Source organism: Nocardiopsis tropica, from assembly GCF_042660575.1.
In the GTDB taxonomy this organism is placed as follows: Bacteria; Actinomycetota; Actinomycetes; order Streptosporangiales; family Streptosporangiaceae; genus Nocardiopsis; species Nocardiopsis tropica.
Genome location: NZ_JBHSUF010000009.1, coordinates 225661 through 244181, shown reverse-complemented (window position 1 = coordinate 244181; position 18521 = coordinate 225661). Strand labels below are relative to the sequence as shown.

At 72.9% G+C, this 18521-nt stretch carries 17 protein-coding genes; 8 read left to right on the top strand and 9 right to left on the bottom strand.

What is annotated here, in order from left to right; all coding sequences use genetic code 11:
- Positions 1-357 precede the first annotated feature (357 nt).
- The gene (locus ACFQBR_RS16950) at positions 358-609 is read left to right on the top strand and encodes a hypothetical protein (RefSeq protein ID WP_267945334.1); all 252 of its coding nucleotides are present in this window, start codon (positions 358-360) and stop codon (positions 607-609) included.
- A 446-nt stretch (positions 610-1055) separates the two neighbouring features.
- Here ACFQBR_RS16950 and ACFQBR_RS16945 read toward each other — a convergent pair whose 3' ends face one another.
- The gene (locus ACFQBR_RS16945) at positions 1056-1247 is read right to left on the bottom strand and encodes a hypothetical protein (RefSeq protein ID WP_344180639.1); all 192 of its coding nucleotides are present in this window, start codon (positions 1245-1247) and stop codon (positions 1056-1058) included.
- A 99-nt stretch (positions 1248-1346) separates the two neighbouring features.
- Complete coding sequence (locus ACFQBR_RS16940; RefSeq protein ID WP_344180637.1) at positions 1347-1568, bottom strand: hypothetical protein; 222 nt, start codon at positions 1566-1568, stop codon at positions 1347-1349.
- Between the two features lie 146 nt (positions 1569-1714).
- Between ACFQBR_RS16940 and ACFQBR_RS16935 the strand changes: the two genes are divergently transcribed.
- Positions 1715-2323, top strand: coding sequence for a TetR/AcrR family transcriptional regulator (locus tag ACFQBR_RS16935; protein ID WP_344180635.1), 609 nt, complete (start codon positions 1715-1717; stop codon positions 2321-2323).
- Between the two features lie 103 nt (positions 2324-2426).
- On the opposite strand, the gene arc is transcribed toward ACFQBR_RS16935, so the two are convergent.
- Both arc and ACFQBR_RS16925 read right to left on the bottom strand, forming a co-directional pair.
- Positions 2427-4196: a proteasome ATPase gene (gene arc / locus ACFQBR_RS16930; protein WP_267945338.1), complete on the bottom strand. Its 1770-nt coding sequence runs from the start codon at positions 4194-4196 to the stop codon at positions 2427-2429.
- 318 nt (positions 4197-4514) lie between these two features.
- Positions 4515-5558, bottom strand: coding sequence for a tRNA (adenine-N1)-methyltransferase (locus ACFQBR_RS16925; protein ID WP_378553786.1), 1044 nt, complete (start codon positions 5556-5558; stop codon positions 4515-4517).
- A gap of 259 nt (positions 5559-5817) precedes the next feature.
- On the opposite strand from ACFQBR_RS16925, the gene ppgK reads away from it, so the two are divergent.
- The gene (ppgK, locus tag ACFQBR_RS16920; RefSeq protein WP_344180708.1) at positions 5818-6582 is read left to right on the top strand and encodes a polyphosphate--glucose phosphotransferase; all 765 of its coding nucleotides are present in this window, start codon (positions 5818-5820) and stop codon (positions 6580-6582) included.
- Positions 6583-6664: 82 nt separating this feature from the next.
- Here the strand turns inward: ppgK and ACFQBR_RS16915 are convergent, their stop codons facing one another.
- Complete coding sequence (locus ACFQBR_RS16915; RefSeq protein ID WP_344180710.1) at positions 6665-6931, bottom strand: DUF2000 family protein; 267 nt, start codon at positions 6929-6931, stop codon at positions 6665-6667.
- Between the two features lie 182 nt (positions 6932-7113).
- On the bottom strand, positions 7114-7479 hold the full coding sequence (locus tag ACFQBR_RS16910; RefSeq protein WP_267945342.1) for a hypothetical protein: 366 nt from the start codon (positions 7477-7479) through the stop codon (positions 7114-7116).
- A 209-nt stretch (positions 7480-7688) separates the two neighbouring features.
- On the opposite strand from ACFQBR_RS16910, the gene ACFQBR_RS16905 reads away from it, so the two are divergent.
- The gene (locus ACFQBR_RS16905) at positions 7689-8981 is read left to right on the top strand and encodes a helix-turn-helix domain-containing protein (protein ID WP_344180768.1); all 1293 of its coding nucleotides are present in this window, start codon (positions 7689-7691) and stop codon (positions 8979-8981) included.
- 82 nt (positions 8982-9063) lie between these two features.
- Here ACFQBR_RS16905 and ACFQBR_RS16900 read toward each other — a convergent pair whose 3' ends face one another.
- Positions 9064-10161, bottom strand: coding sequence for a site-2 protease family protein (locus tag ACFQBR_RS16900; RefSeq protein WP_378553819.1), 1098 nt, complete (start codon positions 10159-10161; stop codon positions 9064-9066).
- 120 nt (positions 10162-10281) lie between these two features.
- Between ACFQBR_RS16900 and ACFQBR_RS16895 the strand changes: the two genes are divergently transcribed.
- The 4 genes from ACFQBR_RS16895 (at position 10282) to ACFQBR_RS16880 (ending at position 13899) form a co-directional block, all read left to right on the top strand.
- The gene (locus ACFQBR_RS16895; RefSeq protein ID WP_267945343.1) at positions 10282-11085 is read left to right on the top strand and encodes a RecB family exonuclease; all 804 of its coding nucleotides are present in this window, start codon (positions 10282-10284) and stop codon (positions 11083-11085) included.
- A 92-nt stretch (positions 11086-11177) separates the two neighbouring features.
- A complete protein-coding gene (locus ACFQBR_RS16890; protein ID WP_267945344.1) occupies positions 11178-11864 on the top strand; it encodes a response regulator in 687 nt (228 codons plus the stop codon).
- A gap of 230 nt (positions 11865-12094) precedes the next feature.
- Positions 12095-13525, top strand: coding sequence for a threonine/serine exporter family protein (locus ACFQBR_RS16885; RefSeq protein ID WP_267945345.1), 1431 nt, complete (start codon positions 12095-12097; stop codon positions 13523-13525).
- A 185-nt stretch (positions 13526-13710) separates the two neighbouring features.
- A complete protein-coding gene (locus ACFQBR_RS16880) occupies positions 13711-13899 on the top strand; it encodes a DUF5999 family protein (protein WP_267945346.1) in 189 nt (62 codons plus the stop codon).
- A 152-nt stretch (positions 13900-14051) separates the two neighbouring features.
- Here ACFQBR_RS16880 and ACFQBR_RS16875 read toward each other — a convergent pair whose 3' ends face one another.
- Positions 14052-15287, bottom strand: a complete 1236-nt coding sequence (locus ACFQBR_RS16875; protein ID WP_344180714.1) for a tetratricopeptide repeat protein — start codon at positions 15285-15287, stop codon at positions 14052-14054.
- Between the two features lie 251 nt (positions 15288-15538).
- Positions 15539-18433: an aminomethyl-transferring glycine dehydrogenase gene (gene gcvP, locus ACFQBR_RS16870; protein WP_267945348.1), complete on the bottom strand. Its 2895-nt coding sequence runs from the start codon at positions 18431-18433 to the stop codon at positions 15539-15541.
- Between the last annotated feature and the right edge of the window lie 88 nt (positions 18434-18521).

The window sequence follows — 18521 nt, the reverse complement described above, 5'->3', positions numbered from 1 at the left end:
CTCGGCACCGGGTGGCGGACACATCCGCCCAGCCCCGACCCACGGAAAACGACCCCGGGTCACCCGGCGCCTCCGCTCGGCCGGCCCGTCCGCTCAGCGGCGAAACGATGCTGTCCGCACCTCGCCGCCTCAGCCGACCGCACGAGCGCAAGGAGCGGCCTCGGCTCCAGACGACCGGGGGCTCCACGAGCGGCTTGGGCGTATATGGGAACAGCTGGGGTTCTTTGTTGGTGTGCCCGGACCGCAGTGTGGGACGTGAACGAGGTCCGGGACCCCGCCACGTCGACGTGGCCGCGGGGGAAGGGCCTGAGCGGGTCCGGCGCCGAGCCGGACCTTCCGTGAGAGGACACAGCCAGCATGCCGAAGAAGACCCTGCGCCGCTTCGCACTCATCGCCGCCATCGCTCCCGCTCTGGCCTTCGGAGCCCCTGCGGTGTCGATGGCCGACGCCTACTACGGGTCGGAGTCCAGCTCGGCCGGACCCAAGGGCGCCCACCACTGCGAAGTGCAGTCCAAGGCAAAGGACGGCAAGTCCTGGTACTCGAAGTCCTGTACGCACGCGGGCAAGCACGGGGCGGGTTCCTCGAGCACGATCAGCGGAGCACACTGACCCGGTCGGTGACCGAAGACGGACGGGCCCTTCCGACGACCGCGTCGGAGGGGCCCTCCCGTGCCGGGGGTCAGGGGTGTCCCGTGCTGCGCTGCGGGAGCGGCGCAGACCATGGACCGCGCGCCCCGGACCGCCGGCTCGGGCTCCGGACCGACGTCCTCACCTGCTGCGCCACCCACACCGGCCTGGCCACCGCCCGCCACCGCTGAGCGCGGATCTCCCTGCGAGAAGGGTGTTCCGAACAACTCGCCCCCACCAGGTCATCGCCGAACTCTTCGGCCGATCCGTGCCAGCGGCTCCGGCTCGCCTATGCGCACATCACGTGAACGCGATGGCGGCCCTGGAAAGGTCTTCCAGGGCCGCCCGTGCGCGTTGTAGAGCGTCACACGCGGGTTCGCCGGGCGGTGTCGGGGCGAGGTCGTTCTCCTCCGTCGAGCCGGGGCGGATCACAGGTGGAGGTCGCCCACGATGTCCCCCGCCTGGATCACCTTCGCGTTCCCGGAAACCTTGCCGATGGTGTTGCGGGCCGTCCCGCCCTCCGCAGGGTCGCCGATGTGGCCGAGCCGGGTGATGTGGGCCCCGGGGCCGGTCTCCCCGAGCGTGTTCTCCACGGCGGAGGGCTTCTTCTGTTCGCTCATGCGCGCAAAGTACCGCTCGGAAAATGGTGGAGGAAGACCGTTCCGTCCGATCGGTCGGCCGGGGGCGAGGTGCCGTGGGCCGCGGCGCACGGCGACCGCTCACCTGGCGCGCCCGGACCGCCTGGCCCTTCCCGAGCCCCAACCGGCCAGGACGAGGCCGAGAACCGCCATCGCCGCGTAGCAGGCGAGCCACACCTCGAACCCCCCTGGCACCTGGTGGAGAATTCCGGCCTCACCGTGGTCGGCCAGCAGCCGGATACCTCCCTGCACCCCCAGAACCAGCATCACCAGCCCCACGACCAGGCACGCCACATACACCATCGTTCGCCCTCCCTCTGGCACGCGCGGAGCCGGGACCGGGGCCTCCGACGCACGTCTCTTTATGGTTCGATCGAACCATAACACGGCTTTGGTACGATCGCACCACGAAAATGCGTCCGCCGCACGCGACTCCGAGGAGAACCGCCATGCCCCGACAGGTGGACCACGACCTGCGCCGTCACCAGATCGCCCAGGCGGTGTGGCGCCTGGCCACAAGGGGCGGACTCGAACACGTCACCCTGCGCCAGGTCGCCGCCGAGGCCGAGGTCTCCGCCCGGCTGCTGCAGTACTACTTCGGCACCCGCGACCGCCTGCTGCTGGGAGCACTGGAGATCCTCAACGACGACGCCGAGCAGCGGGCCGGGCAACGCCTGGCCGAGCTGGGCGAGGCCCCCGGCATGCGCGCGCTCGTGCGCGGGGTGCTGTGGGAGCTGCTCCCGCTGGACGAGGAGCGCCGTACCCGGCACCTGGTGTACGCCGCCTACTTCATCCCCTTCGTCACCGATCCCGCCCTGGCCGCCGCGGCCCGCGACGCGCCACGCGCCCTGGAGGACCTCGTGTCCGGCCTGCTCGACCAGGGCCGGCAGTCCGGCGAGGTGCCGCCGGAGGTCGACACCGAGGCCGAGAGCGCGTTCCTGGTGGCGGGCGCCATCGGCCTGCAGACCAGCGTCCTGCTCGGTCAGCACAGTCCCGAGCAGGCCGTGGAGCTGATCGAGCACCGGCTCGACGGCGTGTTCGCGCCCTCACTCGGCTGAACAGCCATCACCCCGCCATCACGGGACCCGGCGACAACCGACGCGAAAGGGGGCCGACCGGAACATCCGGTCGGCCCCCTCCGAGCGCGTGGCAGGCGCGTTGTTACAGGTACTGGCCCGTGTTGGCGACGGTGTCGATGGAACGGCCCGCGTCCGCGCCCTTCTTGCCGGTCACGAGGGTCCGGATGTAGACGATGCGCTCGCCCTTCTTGCCGGAGATCCGCGCCCAGTCGTCGGGGTTGGTGGTGTTGGGCAGGTCCTCGTTCTCGCTGAACTCGTCGACGCAGGCCTGCAGCAGGTGCGACACCCGGATGCCCCTGGACTGCTGGTCGATGAAGTCCTTGATGGCCATCTTCTTGGCCCTGGAGACGATGTTCTCGATCATCGCGCCGGAGTTGAAGTCCTTGAAGTACAGGACCTCCTTGTCGCCGTTGGCGTAGGTGACCTCCAGGAAGCGGTTCTCCTCGCCCTCGGTGTACATCCGCTCCACGACCCGCTGGATCATGGCGTCCACCGTGGCCTTGGTCGATCCGCCGTGCTCGACGAGGTCCTCCTCGTGCAGCGGCAGGTCCTCGGTGATGTACTTGCCGAAGATGTCGCGGGCCGCCTCGGCGTCGGGCCGCTCGATCTTGATCTTGACGTCCAGGCGGCCGGGCCGCAGGATCGCCGGGTCGATCATGTCCTCGCGGTTGGAGGCGCCGATGACGATGACGTTCTCCAGGCCCTCGACGCCGTCGATCTCGCTGAGGAGCTGCGGGACGATCGTGTTCTCCACGTCGGAGGACACACCCGATCCGCGGGTCCGGAAGATCGAGTCCATCTCGTCGAAGAAGACGATGACGGGGGTGCCCTCGGAGGCTTTCTCACGGGCACGTTGGAAGACCAGGCGGATGTGCCGCTCGGTCTCGCCCACGTACTTGTTCAGCAGCTCCGGGCCCTTGATGTTGAGGAAGAAGCTCTTGCCGACGTCGCGGCCGGTGCGCTCGGCGACCTGTTTGGCCAGCGAGTTGGCGACCGCCTTGGCGATGAGCGTCTTGCCGCAGCCTGGAGGGCCGTACAGGAGGACGCCCTTGGGCGGGCGCAGCTTGTGCTCGTAGAACAGCTCCTTGTAGAGGTAGGGCAGCTCGACGGCGTCGCGGATCATCTCGATCTGCCCGGACAGGCCGCCGATGTCGGTGTAGGCGATGTCGGGGACCTCTTCGAGGATGAGCTCCTCGACCTCCGACTTGGGGATCCGCTCGTACACGTAGCCCGAACGCGGCTCCAGCAGCAGGGAGTCGCCGGGCCGGATCGGCTCGTCGCGCAGCGGTTCGGCCAGGCGGACGATCCGCTCCTCGTCGTGGTGGGAGATCACCAGGGCGCGTTCGCCGTCCTCGAGGAGCTCCTTGAGCATGACGACCTCGCCGACGGTCTCGAAGGACTCGACCTCGACGACGTTGAAGGCCTCGTTGAGCATGACCTCCTGGCCGGGGCGCAGGCTCTCGAGGTCCACCGAGGGACTGACGTTGACGCGCATCTTGCGGCCGTTGGTGAAGATCTCGACGGTCTCGTCGTCACGTGAACCGAGGTAGACGCCGAATCCGGACGGCGGCTGCGCCAGCCGGTCGACCTCCTCCTTCAGCGCCACGATCTGCTCGCGCGCCTCCTTCAGCGTGGAGACGATCCGTTCGTTCTGGCCGTTGGCAGCGGCGAGGTTGGCCTGGGCCTCCCTCAGCCGCTCCTCCAGCAGGCGTACATGTCGGGGCGAGTCGGCGAGCTTGCGCCGAACCACGCTGAGTTCCTTTTCCATGTAGGAGACCTGAGCCGTGAGTTCAGCGACTTCACGGTCCCGGTCGCTCTGACGCTCGTCGTCGCGCTCGGCCACGTCCGCCACCTCCCTAGGAGAAGTATGACTACTCGGAGCCTACCTACCCCTGCCCATTTCCTAACCTGTCTGCCGTGGGGAGTGTCGTAGGACTCATTTTGAACTCTTGCGTTACACCAGGTCACAGTGATAGCGGATGACCCGACGTAATCAGAAAGTAACCTCCGTGCCGGGCCCGGGCAAGGAAGGTCTCCCCCCGGAGGACCTCGGACGGGGGTCGGCCGCAGGGGCGGGGCCGCGGCCCCGGACACGCGCGAGGCCCGCCCGGGTGTTCCGGACGGGCCTCGCGCGGTGCGGTGGGACTCGGGGGCGTGGCGGGCGCCCCCGCTACTCCCCGGTGGTGCCCGGCTCCTCCGGGCCCGCGTCGGGGGTCTCCGGGGCCTGCGGGCCCGCGCCGGGGGTCTCCGGGGCCTGCGGGACCCCGGCCTCGGCGGGGGCGTCCCCGCCCACGGCGGGCGCCGTACCGGGAGCCGTCTGCGCCGGACCGCGGCCGTCCTGCTCGCGGGCCGCGGTGAAGTCCTTGCCGTAGGCGCCCTTGGCCGGCCGGCGGCGGCGCTCGGGGGCCTCGGCCCCGTCGGCGAGGCGGCGGGCCACCACCAGGAACCCGGTGTGCCCGATCATGCGGTGGTCCGGGCGCACCGCCAGCCCCTCCACGTGCCAGGTGCGGAGCATGGTCTCCCACGAGCGCGGCTCGTAGAAGCGGTCGTCCTCGCGCAGCCCCTCGACCACGCGCGACAGCTGCGTGGTGGTGGCGACGTAGCAGCAGAGCAGTCCGCCGGGGATCAGCGCCCCGGCGACCGCGTCCAGGCACTCCCAGGGGGCGAGCATGTCGAGGAAGACGCGGTCCACGTCGGTCTCGTCGAGCTCCTCCACCAGGTCGCCGACGGTGAGCTTCCACGCCGGGTGCGGGCCGCCGTAGAACCTCTCCACGTTCTTGCGGGCGATCTCGGCGAAGTCGGCGCGACGCTCGTAGGAGTGCACCATGCCGTTCTCACCGACGGCGCGCAGCAGCCAGTTGGACATGGCTCCCGATCCGGCGCCCGCCTCGACCACCCGGGCCCCCGGGAAGATGTCCGCCTCGACCAGGACCTGGGCCGCGTCCTTGGGGTAGACGATGGTCGCCCCGCGCTTCATCGACAGCGTGTAGTCGATCAGCAGCGGGCGCAGCGCCACGTAGGCCGTGCCGGTGTTGGAGCGGACCACACTGCCGTCGGGCTGTCCGATGAGCTCGTCGTGTTCGACCTTGCCCTTGTGGGAGTGGAAGGTGCTGCCTTCGCGCAGGGTGATCGTGTGCATGCGACCCTTGGGGTCGGTCAACTGCACGGTGTCGCCGTCGGTGAAGGGGCCGCGGCGGCCATGGATACCGGTCAACGTCGCTCTCGTCTTCCCACGTCGCAATTGGTTGAGTCAGGGCAGTCGCCCAGGGTATCGGCCCCCCGATACCGTGGCGAACGGCCGGAGGCGGCCCGAACCGACTACGGACGGTCGTAGCGGTCCGGGCACAAGTCCGGAAACGGGCGGCTCCCGCCGGGGCCGAACGTGCGAACACCCCGCCTCCGGGGCAGTATCGACACCGCGGGACCGCGACGACGCCCATCCACCACACGAGGAACACGGGAGGCGACGACCCATGTCACAGCCGAACACGGCACTGGGGATCGACATCGGGGGCAGCGGCATCAAGGGCGCCCCTGTCGACCTGGTCGCCGGGGAGTTCCTCCGGGAGCGGATGAAGGTCCTCACGCCCCGCCACGCCGACCCCGCGGCGATCGCGGAGATCGTCGGCAAGATCGCCGCGCACTTCCCCGAGGTCTCGCAGGCGCCGCTGGGCATCACCTTCCCCGGGGTGGTGCAGGGCGGGGTCGTGCGCACCTCCGCCAACCTGCCCAAGAGCTGGGTGGGCACCGACGCGCGGACCCTGTTCACCGAGGCGACCGGCCGACCGGTGCGGGTCCTCAACGACGCCGACGCCGCGGCGGTCGCGGAGAGCCGCTACGGCGCCGCCAAGGGGGTGCCGGGCGTGGTGCTGATGACCACCCTGGGCACCGGCATCGGCTCCGCCCTGGTGGTGGACGGCAAACTCGTGCCCAACACCGAGTTCGGGCACCTGGAGATCGACGGGCACGACGCGGAGACGCGGGCCTCCTCCGGCGCCAAGGAGCGCGAGGACCTCTCCTACCACGAGTGGGCGACCCAGCGCCTGCACCGCTACTACAGGGTGGTCGAGGACCTGCTCTGGCCGGACCTGATCGTGGTCGGCGGCGGGGTGAGCCGCAAGTCGGAGAAGTTCCTCCCCCACGTGGACATCCGCACCCCCATCGTCCCCGCGACCCTGCGCAACACCGCCGGGATCGTCGGCGCCGCGCTGGCGGCGGCAGAGCCCGGGACGGTCTGAGCCCCGGCCGCCGTCCCGTCCCCGCCGGGCGGCGGCCCGCGGTCTCCCCGGTGGCATCCGGGCGGCTCCCGCACCGGGCCCCTCAGGGGTGCGGGCGCAACCCCTTGAGCACCTTGTCGACGTCGCCCCTGGGTCCGTGGACCGCCACCCCCGCCAGGGCCAGGTCCTCGGCGGCCGCCCCGAGCACGGCGGCCCGGTTGTCGTCGTCGTTGCCGGTGGCGAAGAGGTCCTCGGTGAAGAGGTCCTCGGTGAAGAGCGCGGCGGACGGCCGCGCCGTACGCCTGGGGGCCGGGACGACGCGGGCGGGCCGGGTGCGCCGGAGGTAAGGCGCGGGCCGCCCGCCGGACACCGGGACGGAGGGGGCCGGGCGGCGGACGGCCCGCGCACGGGGGGTCGAACGGGTGGGCGGGCGGGACCGGGCAGGACCCCGCGCGGAGGGAGACCGGGTTTCGGGGGAACCCGGCCCCGCCCGCCTCCCGGGCGCGGGCACCGCTCACGCCCGGGGAGGCGCGGAGGGGGACCCGCGCCTGTTCAGGCGTCGCCGACGGTCATGGACAGGGCGCCCACGATCCGCCTGGCGGCGTCGGAGGTCCGGGTGGCGGGGGAGATGGGGACCCCCGACAGGGCGGGATGCACATCCACCTGGGCCGGCCAGCGCATCCACCACCAGAGGTCGCCCCTGTGCGGTCTGAGCAGCGCGCGCTGGGGGCGGGCGCTGGGGCCGGCGTCGACCGTTCCGGAATCCCCGTCCTCGCGCACCTCCACGCCGTGTGAGCGCAGTTCGGCGGCCAGGACCCGCAGGGCCAGACCGGCGGGGTCCACGCGGTCCGCCGGATCAGCCGCGGCGGGTTCCCACCGCAGACTCGGGCTGCCCGCCGGCGGGGTCTCCACGGTCACGGGGTGCCTCCCTTTCCTCCCGGATGCCTGCCGGGACCAACGACTCTTGCACTCTCCCGCATCGGCCCCGGTACGGGGCGTCTCTATGCGGATCACGCATCGCACCTTCTTTTTCACACATAGCCACCCAGGGCGGCCGGAATCCCTAATCTAAGCTCATGCCCCAACCCGACGGTGTTCTGCCACCGGACCTGTGGTCGCGGCCCCGCATGGCGAACGCGCTGGCGACCTGCGACATGGCCACAGTTCTCGAAGGCGTGCGCACTGCGCGCGGATGGTCCCAGGGAGACCTCGCCCGCGCGGTCGCCTATTCCCAGAGCTGGGTCTCCCGGGTGGTCAACGGACAGCAGGCCCTGACGGTCAGCCAGGTCCAGGACCTCGCCCAGCGCCTGGACGTCCCGCTGCACCTGCTCCGCTTCGGAGGCTCCCCGCCGCCGGGCGGACCCGTCCAGAAGGAGGTGGACACCACGAGACGACGCGAGTTCGGGAAGGCGGTCGCCGCCGGGGCCCTTCTCACCGCCGCCCCCGCCGCTCCCCCGCCTTCGCAGGCGCCCCACCCGGTCGACGAGACCACCGCGTCCGCGCTGCGCTCCATCACCGGCGGCCAGCGCCGCATGGACGCCTCCGCCCCCGCCCGCCACCTGCTGCCCAGCGCCGTGACGCATGTGCAGCTGGCCGAGCAGATGCTCGCGCACTCGCGCGGGACGCCCTTCCACCCGGCGCTCAGCGCGGCGGCCAGCGAGGCCGCCGGATTCGCCGCCTGGCTCCACGCCGACCTGGGCGACATGGGCTCGGCCCGGGTCCACTACCGCACGGCGGTCGTCCGGGCCCGCCAGGCCGGGATGCGCCTGCTCGACGTGTACATGCTGGGGTCCCTGGCCGCCTTCGAGATCGACACGGCGGAGGACCCCGAACTGGGCCTGGGACTGGTGCGGGAGGCCGAGCACGTCCTGGGCCCCTCCGCGCACCCCACGGCCCGCGCCTGGCTCGCCTGCGTGGGCGCCCTCGCGCACGCGGGCACCGGCGACGGGGCCGCCGCCTCCCGCGCCATCGGCAGGGCGGAGAAGGAGGCCGCCCGCACGACCAACACCGACCCGCCCTGGCCATGGGTGTTCGCCTTCGACCAGGCCAAGGTCGCCGGCTACCGCGCCCTGGTCGGGGTGCGCCTGCGGAGCCCGCACGAGGCCCGCGAGGCCTTCGCGGAGGCCCTCGCCCAGAAGGCCGCCAACGCCAAGCAGGCGGCGGTCCTCCAGGTCGAGCTGGCCTCGGCGCACGCCGAGGCGGGCGACGTGGACGAGGCGTTCCGCCTGGCGCGGGAGGCGCTCGCCACGGGGGTGCGCTTCGACTCCGAGCGGGTGATCGGACGGGTGCGGAGGTTCAGGCGCGGGTACCGGGGGCCCCGGGCCGGATGCGTCGACGACCTGGACCGCCGGCTCACGTCGCTCATGACCGGTATCGGGGCCCCTGGTCAGGGGGCGGGGAGCGGCGGGGGGTACCCGTGATCCGCATCGGAACCGCCGGCCGCCGCGGCCTGCCCCGGGAGCGCTCAGCGGCGGCCCGGCGCCGGCGTGGCCGTCCGCCGCGTCAGGCCCGGCCGGACATCGCCGCGTTGACGTCGGCGGCGCGCAGCACGCCGAACACCCCGCCGCCAGCCTCGTCCACCACCAGGTACTCCGGCAGCTGGTGCCCGGTCAGCGCGTCGAGCAGCTCCTCGCCCCTCAGGTCCACCGGCACCAGGGAGGAGTCCGTCACCGCCCGCGCCACACTCGACACCGGCACCCGGGCCCGGCGCCCCTCCGCGATCGCCGCGGCCGAGGCCGGGTGCACGATCGACGTCGGGGTGCCGTCGGCGTCGGTCACGACGATCTCCACGACCCCCGCCTCCCGCGCCCTCCCCTGCGCCTCGGCCAGCGGGGTGTCGGACGGCACCCGCACCGCCGGCCGGGCCAGGTCGCGCGCGCTCAGGCCGGGCACCCGCTCGCGCACCCGGGCCGCCCGCAGGGCGTCGGTGGCGCCCATCCACATGAACCCGCCCAGGAGCAGGCCCCACACCACCGCCCACGGGCTCAACCGCCCGCCGGACGACCACGCCAGGACGAACGGGATCGCCACCACCACCAGGGCCAGCCCCCGGCCGCCCCAGGCTGCCGCCACACTCCCCGCGACCTGCCTGCCGGTCGCCTTCCACACCCCGGCGCGCAGCAGCCGGCCGCCGTCCAGGGGCAGCCCGGGCAACAGGTTGAACACGCCCACCAGGAAGTTGGCGATCCACAGCTGGAACAGCAGCTCGCCCACCACGCTGAACGGGTCGGCGAACTGGTACAGGCCGAAGGCGCCCGCGGCCAGGATCAGGGAGAACAGCGGACCCGAGAACGCGATCCAGAACTCCCGCCCCGGGGTGGGCGCCTCCCGCTCGATCTCGGAGACCCCGCCCAGCACGTACAGCACGATCCGCCGCACCGGCAGCCCGTACATGCGCGCCACCACCGAGTGCGCGAGCTCGTGCACCAGGACGGAGGCGTACAGCAGGACCGCGAAGACGAACGCCAACAGGTACGAGGCGGGCCCCAGCGCGAGCCGCCCCTCGACGATCCCCCCGTAGACGAGGGTGATCAGCACCGCCACGATCAACCACGACGGCGTCACGTACACGGGAATCCCGAAGGGGCGGCCCAGGAGCAGCCCCTTGCTCTTGGCGCGGTCGCGGGTTCTGGGCGCGGAGGGCTCACTACCGGTGGTCACGTCCCCAGGGTACGGGGCTACCGCGCCCGGCCTGTCGCGACCTTCTCATAGGCTCGTCCCATGACCACCGCGCCCCTTCCGTCCGCCCTCTCGCCCTCGCGTGCCTCCGACTTCCTCCAGTGTCCCCTGCTGTTCCGGTTCCGCACCATCGACCGGCTCCCGGAGGCTCCCAGCGCGGCGGCGCTGCGCGGCACCCTGGTCCACGCCTGCCTCGAACGCCTCTACGAACTCCCCGCGGAGTCGCGCACCCCGCACAACGCCGCCGCCCTCGTCGACCCGCAGTGGACCGCTCTGCGCGAGAAGAAGCCCGAGGTCGATGAGCTCTTCGCCGACGAGGCAGAGCGCGACACCTGGTTGGAGTCCGCCCGCGACCTGGTGCGCCGCTACTTCGACCTGGAGAATCCGACGGCCCTGGAGCCCCGCGACCGCGAGATGCGCCTGGACGTGGCCCTGCCCACCGGGCTCAAACTGCGCGGCTACGTCGACCGCCTCGACGTCACCCCGACCGGACAGATCCGGATCGTGGACTACAAGACCGGCAAGTCCCCGCACCCCAGGTTCGAGGACAAGGCCCGCTTCCAGATCTTCTTCTACGCCGTGATGATCTGGCGCGACCTCGGCGTCGTCCCCACCCGCCTCCAGCTCGTCTACCTCGGCGGCGACGGGGCCGTGCGCTGGTACGACCCGACCGAGGACGAGCTCCGGGCCGCGGAGGAGGAGATCTCCGGCATCTGGGCCCGGATCGAGGAGGCCGGACGGACCGGCGTGTGGGCTCCCCGCAAGAGCAAGCTGTGCGGCTGGTGCGAGCACCAGGCCCTGTGCCCCGAGTTCGGCGGCACCCCGCCGCCGCTGCCCACCGCCTGACCGGCCGCGGCCCGGCCCCGCCCGCCGCGCCGCCGCCCGCGCCCCGGACGGCGGGGACCGGACAAGCCCCCCGATGAGGCACAATCGGCCGTGTGCCCGTCTCTGTACTGCTGGTCGACGACCAGCCCCTCGTCCGCGCCGGTTTCCGCATGATCCTGGAGTCCGCCCCGCACCTGTCGGTCGTCGGGGAGGCCTCCGACGGCCGCGAGGCGGTGCGGGCCGCCCGGACCCTGGTGCCCGACGTCGTCCTCATGGACATCCGCATGGCGGGCATGGACGGGGTCGAGGCCACCCGCCGGATCACGTCCTGGGCCCAGCCGCTGGGACACAGCGTGCGGGTCCTGGCACTGACCACCTTCGACCTGGACGAGTACGTGGTGGAGATCCTGCGCGCCGGCGCGACCGGGTTCCTCCTCAAGGACTCCCCGCCCGCCGATCTCGTGACCGCCGTGGAGGTGGTCGCGAGCGGCGCCGCGGTCGTGGCCCCACCGGTCCTGCGCCGCCTCCTGGACCGCTTCACGCCGCTGCTGCCCCCCGCGGCCGGGGACGAGGCCCCGGCCGCGGCCCTGACCGCCCGCGAGCACGAGGTCCTGCGGCTGGTGGCGCGCGGCTGGTCCAACGCCGAGATCGCCGCCCACCTCGTCCTGGGCGAGACGACCGTCAAGTCGCACGTGGGCAGCATCCTCACCAAACTGGGGCTGCGGGACCGCGTACAGGCCGTGGTCTACGCCTACGAACACGGACTCGTCAGGCCCGGACGGCCCGACGGGGACGGCTGAGGCACGGTGCCGTCCGGGCGCGCCGCGGCACCGGGCCACCCGCCCCGCGGGCCCCGGCGCGTCGCTGTCGGAGTCCATCCCGCCTTGACAGGATGAGCCGGTGATCGAACTCACCGGCGCCCGCTCCTGTTCCAGGCGAACCCGACACGTCCGGACTGCGTCCCCTCTGGGGTTGTGATCGACGCGCCGACCACCACGGGGTACAGGCGGGGAGGGAACGGAGAACAGGGATGCCAAGCAAGCGGGAGCGACCGGTCCCCCCGAGCGAGGACCGCCTGCTCAGCAGGATGCGGGACTGGCGGGCGGAACACGAACGGGAACTGACCCCGGACGGCCTCGACGACAACGAGGCCGTCAACCTGCCCGACGCGAGGGCCATGGACCTGGTCCTGCGCGTCGGCGAGCTCATGCTGGCCAGCGGCGAGGGCACGGAGGCCGTCAGCGAGTCGATGCTCAGCCTCTCGGTCGCCTTCGAACTGCCCCGGTCCGAGGTGTCGGTCACCTTCACCACGATCACCCTGTCCACCCACCCGGGCGGCGACCAGCCGCCCGTCACCGGCGAACGGGTCGTGCGCCGGCGCTCCCTGGACTACTTCCGCGTCAACGAGCTGCACACCCTGGTGCAGCAGGCCGCGCTGGGGCTGCTGGAACTGGAGGACGCCACCGCCCGGCTGTCCCAGATCCGGCGTGCCCGCATGCCGTACCCGAACTGGGTGATCGTGTTCGGGTTCGGCCTGATCGCCTCCAGTGCCAGTGTGATGATGGGCGGCGGCCTGGTCGTGGCCGCCGCCGCGTTCCTCGCCACCGTGCTAGGCGACCGGACCGCGGTGTTCCTGGCCCGGCGCGGCGTCGCCGAGTTCTACCAGATGGCCGCGGCTGCGGTGGTCGCGGCGACCATCGGCGTGGCCCTGCTCTGGGTGAGCACCACGCTGGACCTGGGACTGCAGGCCGCGGCGATCATCACCGGCAACATCATGGCCCTGCTCCCCGGGCGGCCCCTGGTGTCCAGCCTCCAGGACGGCATCAGCGGCAGCTACGTGTCGTCCGCGGCGCGCCTCCTGGAGACCTTCTTCATCCTGGGCGCGATCGTGTCGGGGGTGGGCGCCGTGGCCTACACGGCGATCCGCCTGGGCGTGCCGGTCGACCTCGACAGCCTGCCCTCGGCGGGCACCTCCCTGGAGGTCCCCGTCCTGATCGGCGCGGCGGGGATCGCGATGGCGTTCGCGATCTCGCTGGCGGTCCCGCCCCGGATGCTCCCGACGATCGGGGCCCTGGGCGTCATGATCTGGGTGATCTACGCGGGTCTGCGCTCGCTCCTGGACGTGCCGCCGGTCGTGGGCACGATGGCCGGCGCCGTCGCGGTGGGCGTCGTGGGGCACTGGCTCGCCAGACGCACGAGACGCCCGGTCCTGCCGTACCTGGTCCCGTCGATCGCGCCGCTGCTCCCGGGCAGCATCCTGTACCGGGGACTGATCGAGATCACCCAGGGAACGGCGGTGTCGGGCCTGCTCAGCGTGGTGGAGGCGGTCATGGTGGGCCTGGCGCTGGGCGCCGGGGTCAACCTCGGCGGGGAGCTGGTGCGGGCCTTCCAGCGCGGCGGGCTCGCCGGGGCGGGGATGCGCAGCCGTCCAGCGGCACGCCGAACGCGCGGCGGATACTGAAACCGTTCTGGCCGGAGCCGGACACACCGGAACCATTGCCTGCCTGCAGGTATCTCACCGTGTGAGAGCGGACGACGACACCGGGACCACTGCGGTGGGCCTAAACCAGAGCAAGCATGTGATGTGAGCCACTAAAGTTGGCGTCAGCTCAACGACGAGCTCTTCTGGAACGAAAGGCCTGTCCCATGTGCAGCCACCAACCCGCCTGCCCGTCCTTCGAGGACACCGACCGCGAAGCCGCACGGGTCGTCTCCAGCCACCCTGAACAGGGATGGAGCCTGCTCTGCAACGGGGTCGTCCTTTTCGACGACACCGGCGAACTGCTGCCCGACGGGGCGGTTGTCGCCCCGCACCGGCCCCGCGTGGCCGCCTGACCCCGCACACCGGGGAACACGGCCAGGGACCCGCCCCGCCCACGCACCGGAAGCGGGCGACACCGCCCGCCGCCGGCCCCGGGCCACCGCCGGCGCGGTCCCCGGCCGACGCACACCCGCCCGGAAGGCGACGAGCCCCGGGCGGTTCCGTGTCACAGGTCGGGCCAGCCCTCGGGCAGGACGTCCTCTCCCCCCATCGCCTCCCGCAGCCGGCTCCGGAAGTCGGCGTGCACGTCGGCGCCCCACACCAGGCCGCTCGGGGTGCGCAGGGCCTGCTCCATGGCGGCGCGCAGCGCGTCGGAGCGCGACTCCCCCTCCACCACCGGGAGCGCCAGCAGCGCGTGCATCCGGGTGATGACGGCGAACAGCTCCCCCGCCAGCGCCGGGGCGGTGGCCGTCGCCGCGGCCTCCTCCAGGTAGGGCTCCCACCACGGGCCCGCCCCCTCGTCCTCCGGGGCGGCGAACCCCCGGCGCAGCCGACGGCGCACCTCGTGCGCGGTCTCCGGGTCCCCGACCCCCAGGCCCGCGCGCCAGACCCGCTCGGCGCCGTCGGGCTCCCCGCGCAGGGCGAGCAGCCCGGCGAGGAGTTCCACCGCCGAGGCCGAGGTCCCCGCGTCCGGGGCGGGCGCGTCCCGCTCCCCCTCGCCCGGGTCGACGATCGCGCCGACGTCGGCGATGGCGTGTTCGAGGTGGGCCGCCGCGCGCAGCAGGCGCAGGCCGGGGTCGTCCGCGACCGAGAGCCCCCGCTCGACGGCCGCGGAGGCGGCGCCCGGCAGCCCCCGGCCGAGCAGGCGGCCCGCCAGGTCCCGGGCCGCCTCGACGACGGTGGCCGCGTGCAGGCGGCCGATCGGGTCGGAGCCGCGCGGGAGGCGAAGGGCCGCCTCCCAGTGCTCCTCGGCCGCTCCGGGGTCCCCGCGGTCCTCCGCCGACCTCGCCAGACCGTAGTGGGCCACGGCGGCGTAGGAGGGGTCCCCCAGGTCGACGAGCCTGCGCCAGACGCCCTCGGCCTCGACGTGCTCGCCCTCCTGTTCGAGGGACAGGCCGAGGTGGTAGGCGGCGCGCGGGGCGTACCGGGGGTCGCCGGTGGCCACCGCCCCGCGGGCGGCCTCACGGGAGGCGGGGAGGTCCCCCCGCTGATCCTCGACCACGGCCAGGCCCAGCAGGGCGCGGGCGAGCACCCGCGGGTGCGGGTCCGCGGCGACGGCTCTGCGGTAGAGCTTGGCGGCGCGCTTGAGGTGGCCGTTCTCGGCGAGGTCCTGGGCCTGGTCGCACACGTCGGCGGCTTCCTGGGCGGAGACCGCGTCGGTCTCCCCGGTGTCCTGGGGATCGGCGGCCGGGGGCGGGTCGGCGGGGCCAGAGCGTGCGGGATGTCCGGACGTCGTGGTCATTGCTTCCGCTTTCCATGGGGGCGGCGGGTCTCGCGGTGGGACGCGGGACCGGGTCGCCGCAACTCTAACGCGGCTCACACCCGGAGGCGGCGGCCCTGTGGGGATGTCGGTCCGGTGCTCGTCCCCTCACCGGACGGGGCACTTGCCCATGCGGTGCCTTTACGACGTAGATTCACTTCCGGGGGCACCCGGCCCGGACACGCGGAGGGGCGCCGGTCCGCGGACCGGCGCCCCCCGTCCGTCCCGCTCGCCTACATCGCGAAGGCCTCCGGCGGCGGGCAGGAGCAGACCAGGTTGCGGTCGCCGTAGGCCTGGTCGATACGGCCGACCGGCGGCCAGTACTTGTCCGTGCGCAGCGACGGCAGCGGGTACGCGGCCTCTGCCCGGGTGTAGCCGTGCTCCCACTTCTCGGCGGTGACCGCCTCGGCGGTGTGCGGGGCGTTGCGCAGGGGGTTGTCCTCGGCGTCCCACTCCCCGCCGGCCACCCGGTCGATCTCGGCGCGGATCGCGATCATCGCCTCCACGAACCGCTCCAGCTCGGCGAGGTTCTCGCTCTCGGTCGGCTCCACCATGAGGGTGCCGTTGACCGGGAAGGACATCGTCGGGGCGTGGAACCCGTAGTCCATGAGGCGCTTGGCCACGTCCTCGTTGCTGATCCCGCTGGCCTTCTGGAGCGGGCGGATGTCGATGACGCACTCGTGGGCCACCAGGCCCCCCGCACCGGTGTAGAGGACCGGGAAGTACGGCTCCAGCCGCTTGGCCAGGTAGTTCGCGGACAGGACCGCGACCTCGGTGGCCGAGCGCAGGCCCTCCTCCCCCATCATCCGGACGTACGCCCAGGAGATGGGCAGGATGCCCGCCGAACCGAACGGCGCGGCCGAGACCGGTCCCACCCCCGTGTGCGGGCCCGCCTCGGACTGGGCCGGGTGGTTGGGCAGGAAGCCGGCCAGGTGCGAGCGGACCGCGACCGGCCCCACACCCGGGCCCCCGCCCCCGTGCGGGATGCAGAACGTCTTGTGCAGGTTGAGGTGGCTGACGTCGGCGCCGAACTCGCCCGGCTTGGCCCAGCCGAGGAGCGCGTTGAGGTTGGCGCCGTCGACGTACACCTGGCCGCCGGCCTCGTGGACCAGGCGGCACACCTCGGTGATGGTGTCCTCGTACACACCGTGCGTGGACGGGTAGGTGACCATGATCGCGGCCAGGTCGTCCGCGTGCTCGGCGGTCTTGGCGCGCAGGTCGTCCAGGTCGACGTTGCCGTTGTCGTCGCAGGCGACGACGGCCACGCGCATACCCGCCATCACGGCGCTCGCGGCGTTGGTGCCGTGCGCGGAGCTGGGGATGAGGCACACGTCGCGGTGGGCCTCGCCGCGCGAGCGGTGGTAGCCCCGGATGGCGAGCAGTCCGGCGAACTCGCCCTGGGACCCGGCGTTGGGCTGGAGGGACACGGCGTCGTAGCCGGTGACCTCGGCCAGCCAGGCCTCCAGGTCGCGGATCACGGTCATGCTCCCGGCGGCCTGGTCGATCGGCGCGAACGGGTGCAGGCCCGCGAACTCGGGCCAGGTGACGGGTTCCATCTCCGTGGTCGAGTTGAGCTTCATGGTGCACGAGCCCAGCGGGATCATCGTGCGGTCCAGGGCCAGGTCTCGGTCGGACAGGCGGCGCATGTAGCGCAGCAGGGAGGTCTCGCTCCGGTGGGTGTTGAACACCGGGTGCGCGAGGTAGTCGACCTCCCTGGCCAGCTCGGCGGGGAGGCGTGCGGCCTCCGGGTCCACGTCGGGGAGGCCCTTGGCGGAGCCCCGCTCGGCCTCGCCGAAGGCCGCCAGCACCGCCTCCAGGTCGGCCACGGAGGTGGTCTCGTCCACGCTCACGCCGACCGTGTGCTGGTCGACGGGGAGGAGGTTGTACCCGGCCTCCAGTGCGGTCTCCACGACGCGGGCGGCGCTGGGCACGCGCACGCGCAGGGTGTCGAAGTAGGCGGAGTGGACGATCTCGAAACCGCGCTCGACGAGGGCGTCGGCCAGCGCCGCGGTGCGGGTGTGCACCTGGCGGGCGATCGCGCGCAGGCCGTCGGGGCCGTGGTAGACCGCGTACATCCCCGCCATGACGGCCAGGAGCACCTGCGCGGTGCAGATGTTGCTGGTGGCCTTCTCGCGGCGGATGTGCTGTTCCCGGGTCTGGAGGGCGAGCCGGTAGGCGGGCTTGCCCGCGTTGTCCACCGAGACCCCGACCAGGCGGCCGGGCAGCTGGCGGCGCAGCTTCTCCCCGACGGCCATGTAGCCGGCGTGCGGGCCCCCGAAGCCGAGCGGGACGCCGAAGCGCTGGGTGGAGCCGACCGCGATGTCGGCGCCGAGGTCGCCCGGGCTGCGCAGCAGGGTCAGGGCGAGGATGTCGGCGGCCACCACCGCGAGGGCCCCCCGCTCGTGGGCCGCGGCGATGACGTCGCCCGGGTCGCGCACGGCGCCGCCGGAGCCCGGGTACTGGACGAGGACGCCGAAGGCGTCGCCCTGGGGAAGGCCCTGCGTCAGGTCGGCGACGACGACCTCGATGCCCAGGGGTTCGGCGCGGGTGCGCAGGACCTGGAGGGTCTGCGGGAAGACGTCGGCGTCGACGACGAAGACGTCGGCCTTGCTCTTGGAGGCCCGGCGGGCCAGCGTCATGGCCTCGGCCGCCGCGGTGGACTCGTCCAGCAGGGAGGCGCCCGAGACCGGCAGGCCGGTCAGGTCGCAGACCATGGTCTGGAAGTTGAGCAGGGCCTCCAGGCGGCCCTGGGAGATCTCGGGCTGGTAGGGCGTGTAGGCCGTGTACCAGGCCGGGTTCTCCATGATGTTGCGCAGGATGACCGGCGGGGTGAAGGTGCCGTAGTAGCCCTGGCCGAGCAGGGAGGTGCGCACGTCGTTGCGCGCGGCCAGGTCGCGGAGTTCGGCCAGGGCCTCGGCCTCCCCGATCGCGTCGGGGAGGGCGAGCGGGGCGCTGCTGCCGGGGCCGGTGAGGATGGACTCCGGTACGGCCGCCGCCATGAGCTCGGCGGTGGAGCCGTGGCCGACCGTCTTGAGCATCTCCTGGATCTCGGCCGGGGTGGGGCCGATGTGGCGGTCGGCGAACACCCGGGCGGGCGCGCCGGGGGTGTTCACGGGCTGATCGGGCACGGAGACCTCCTGGTGACAGGGCCGAGTCGACTCGGCGGTGTTCCTCACGGTCTCCCCCTCTGTCACCGGGCACGGACGTGCCCCGGCT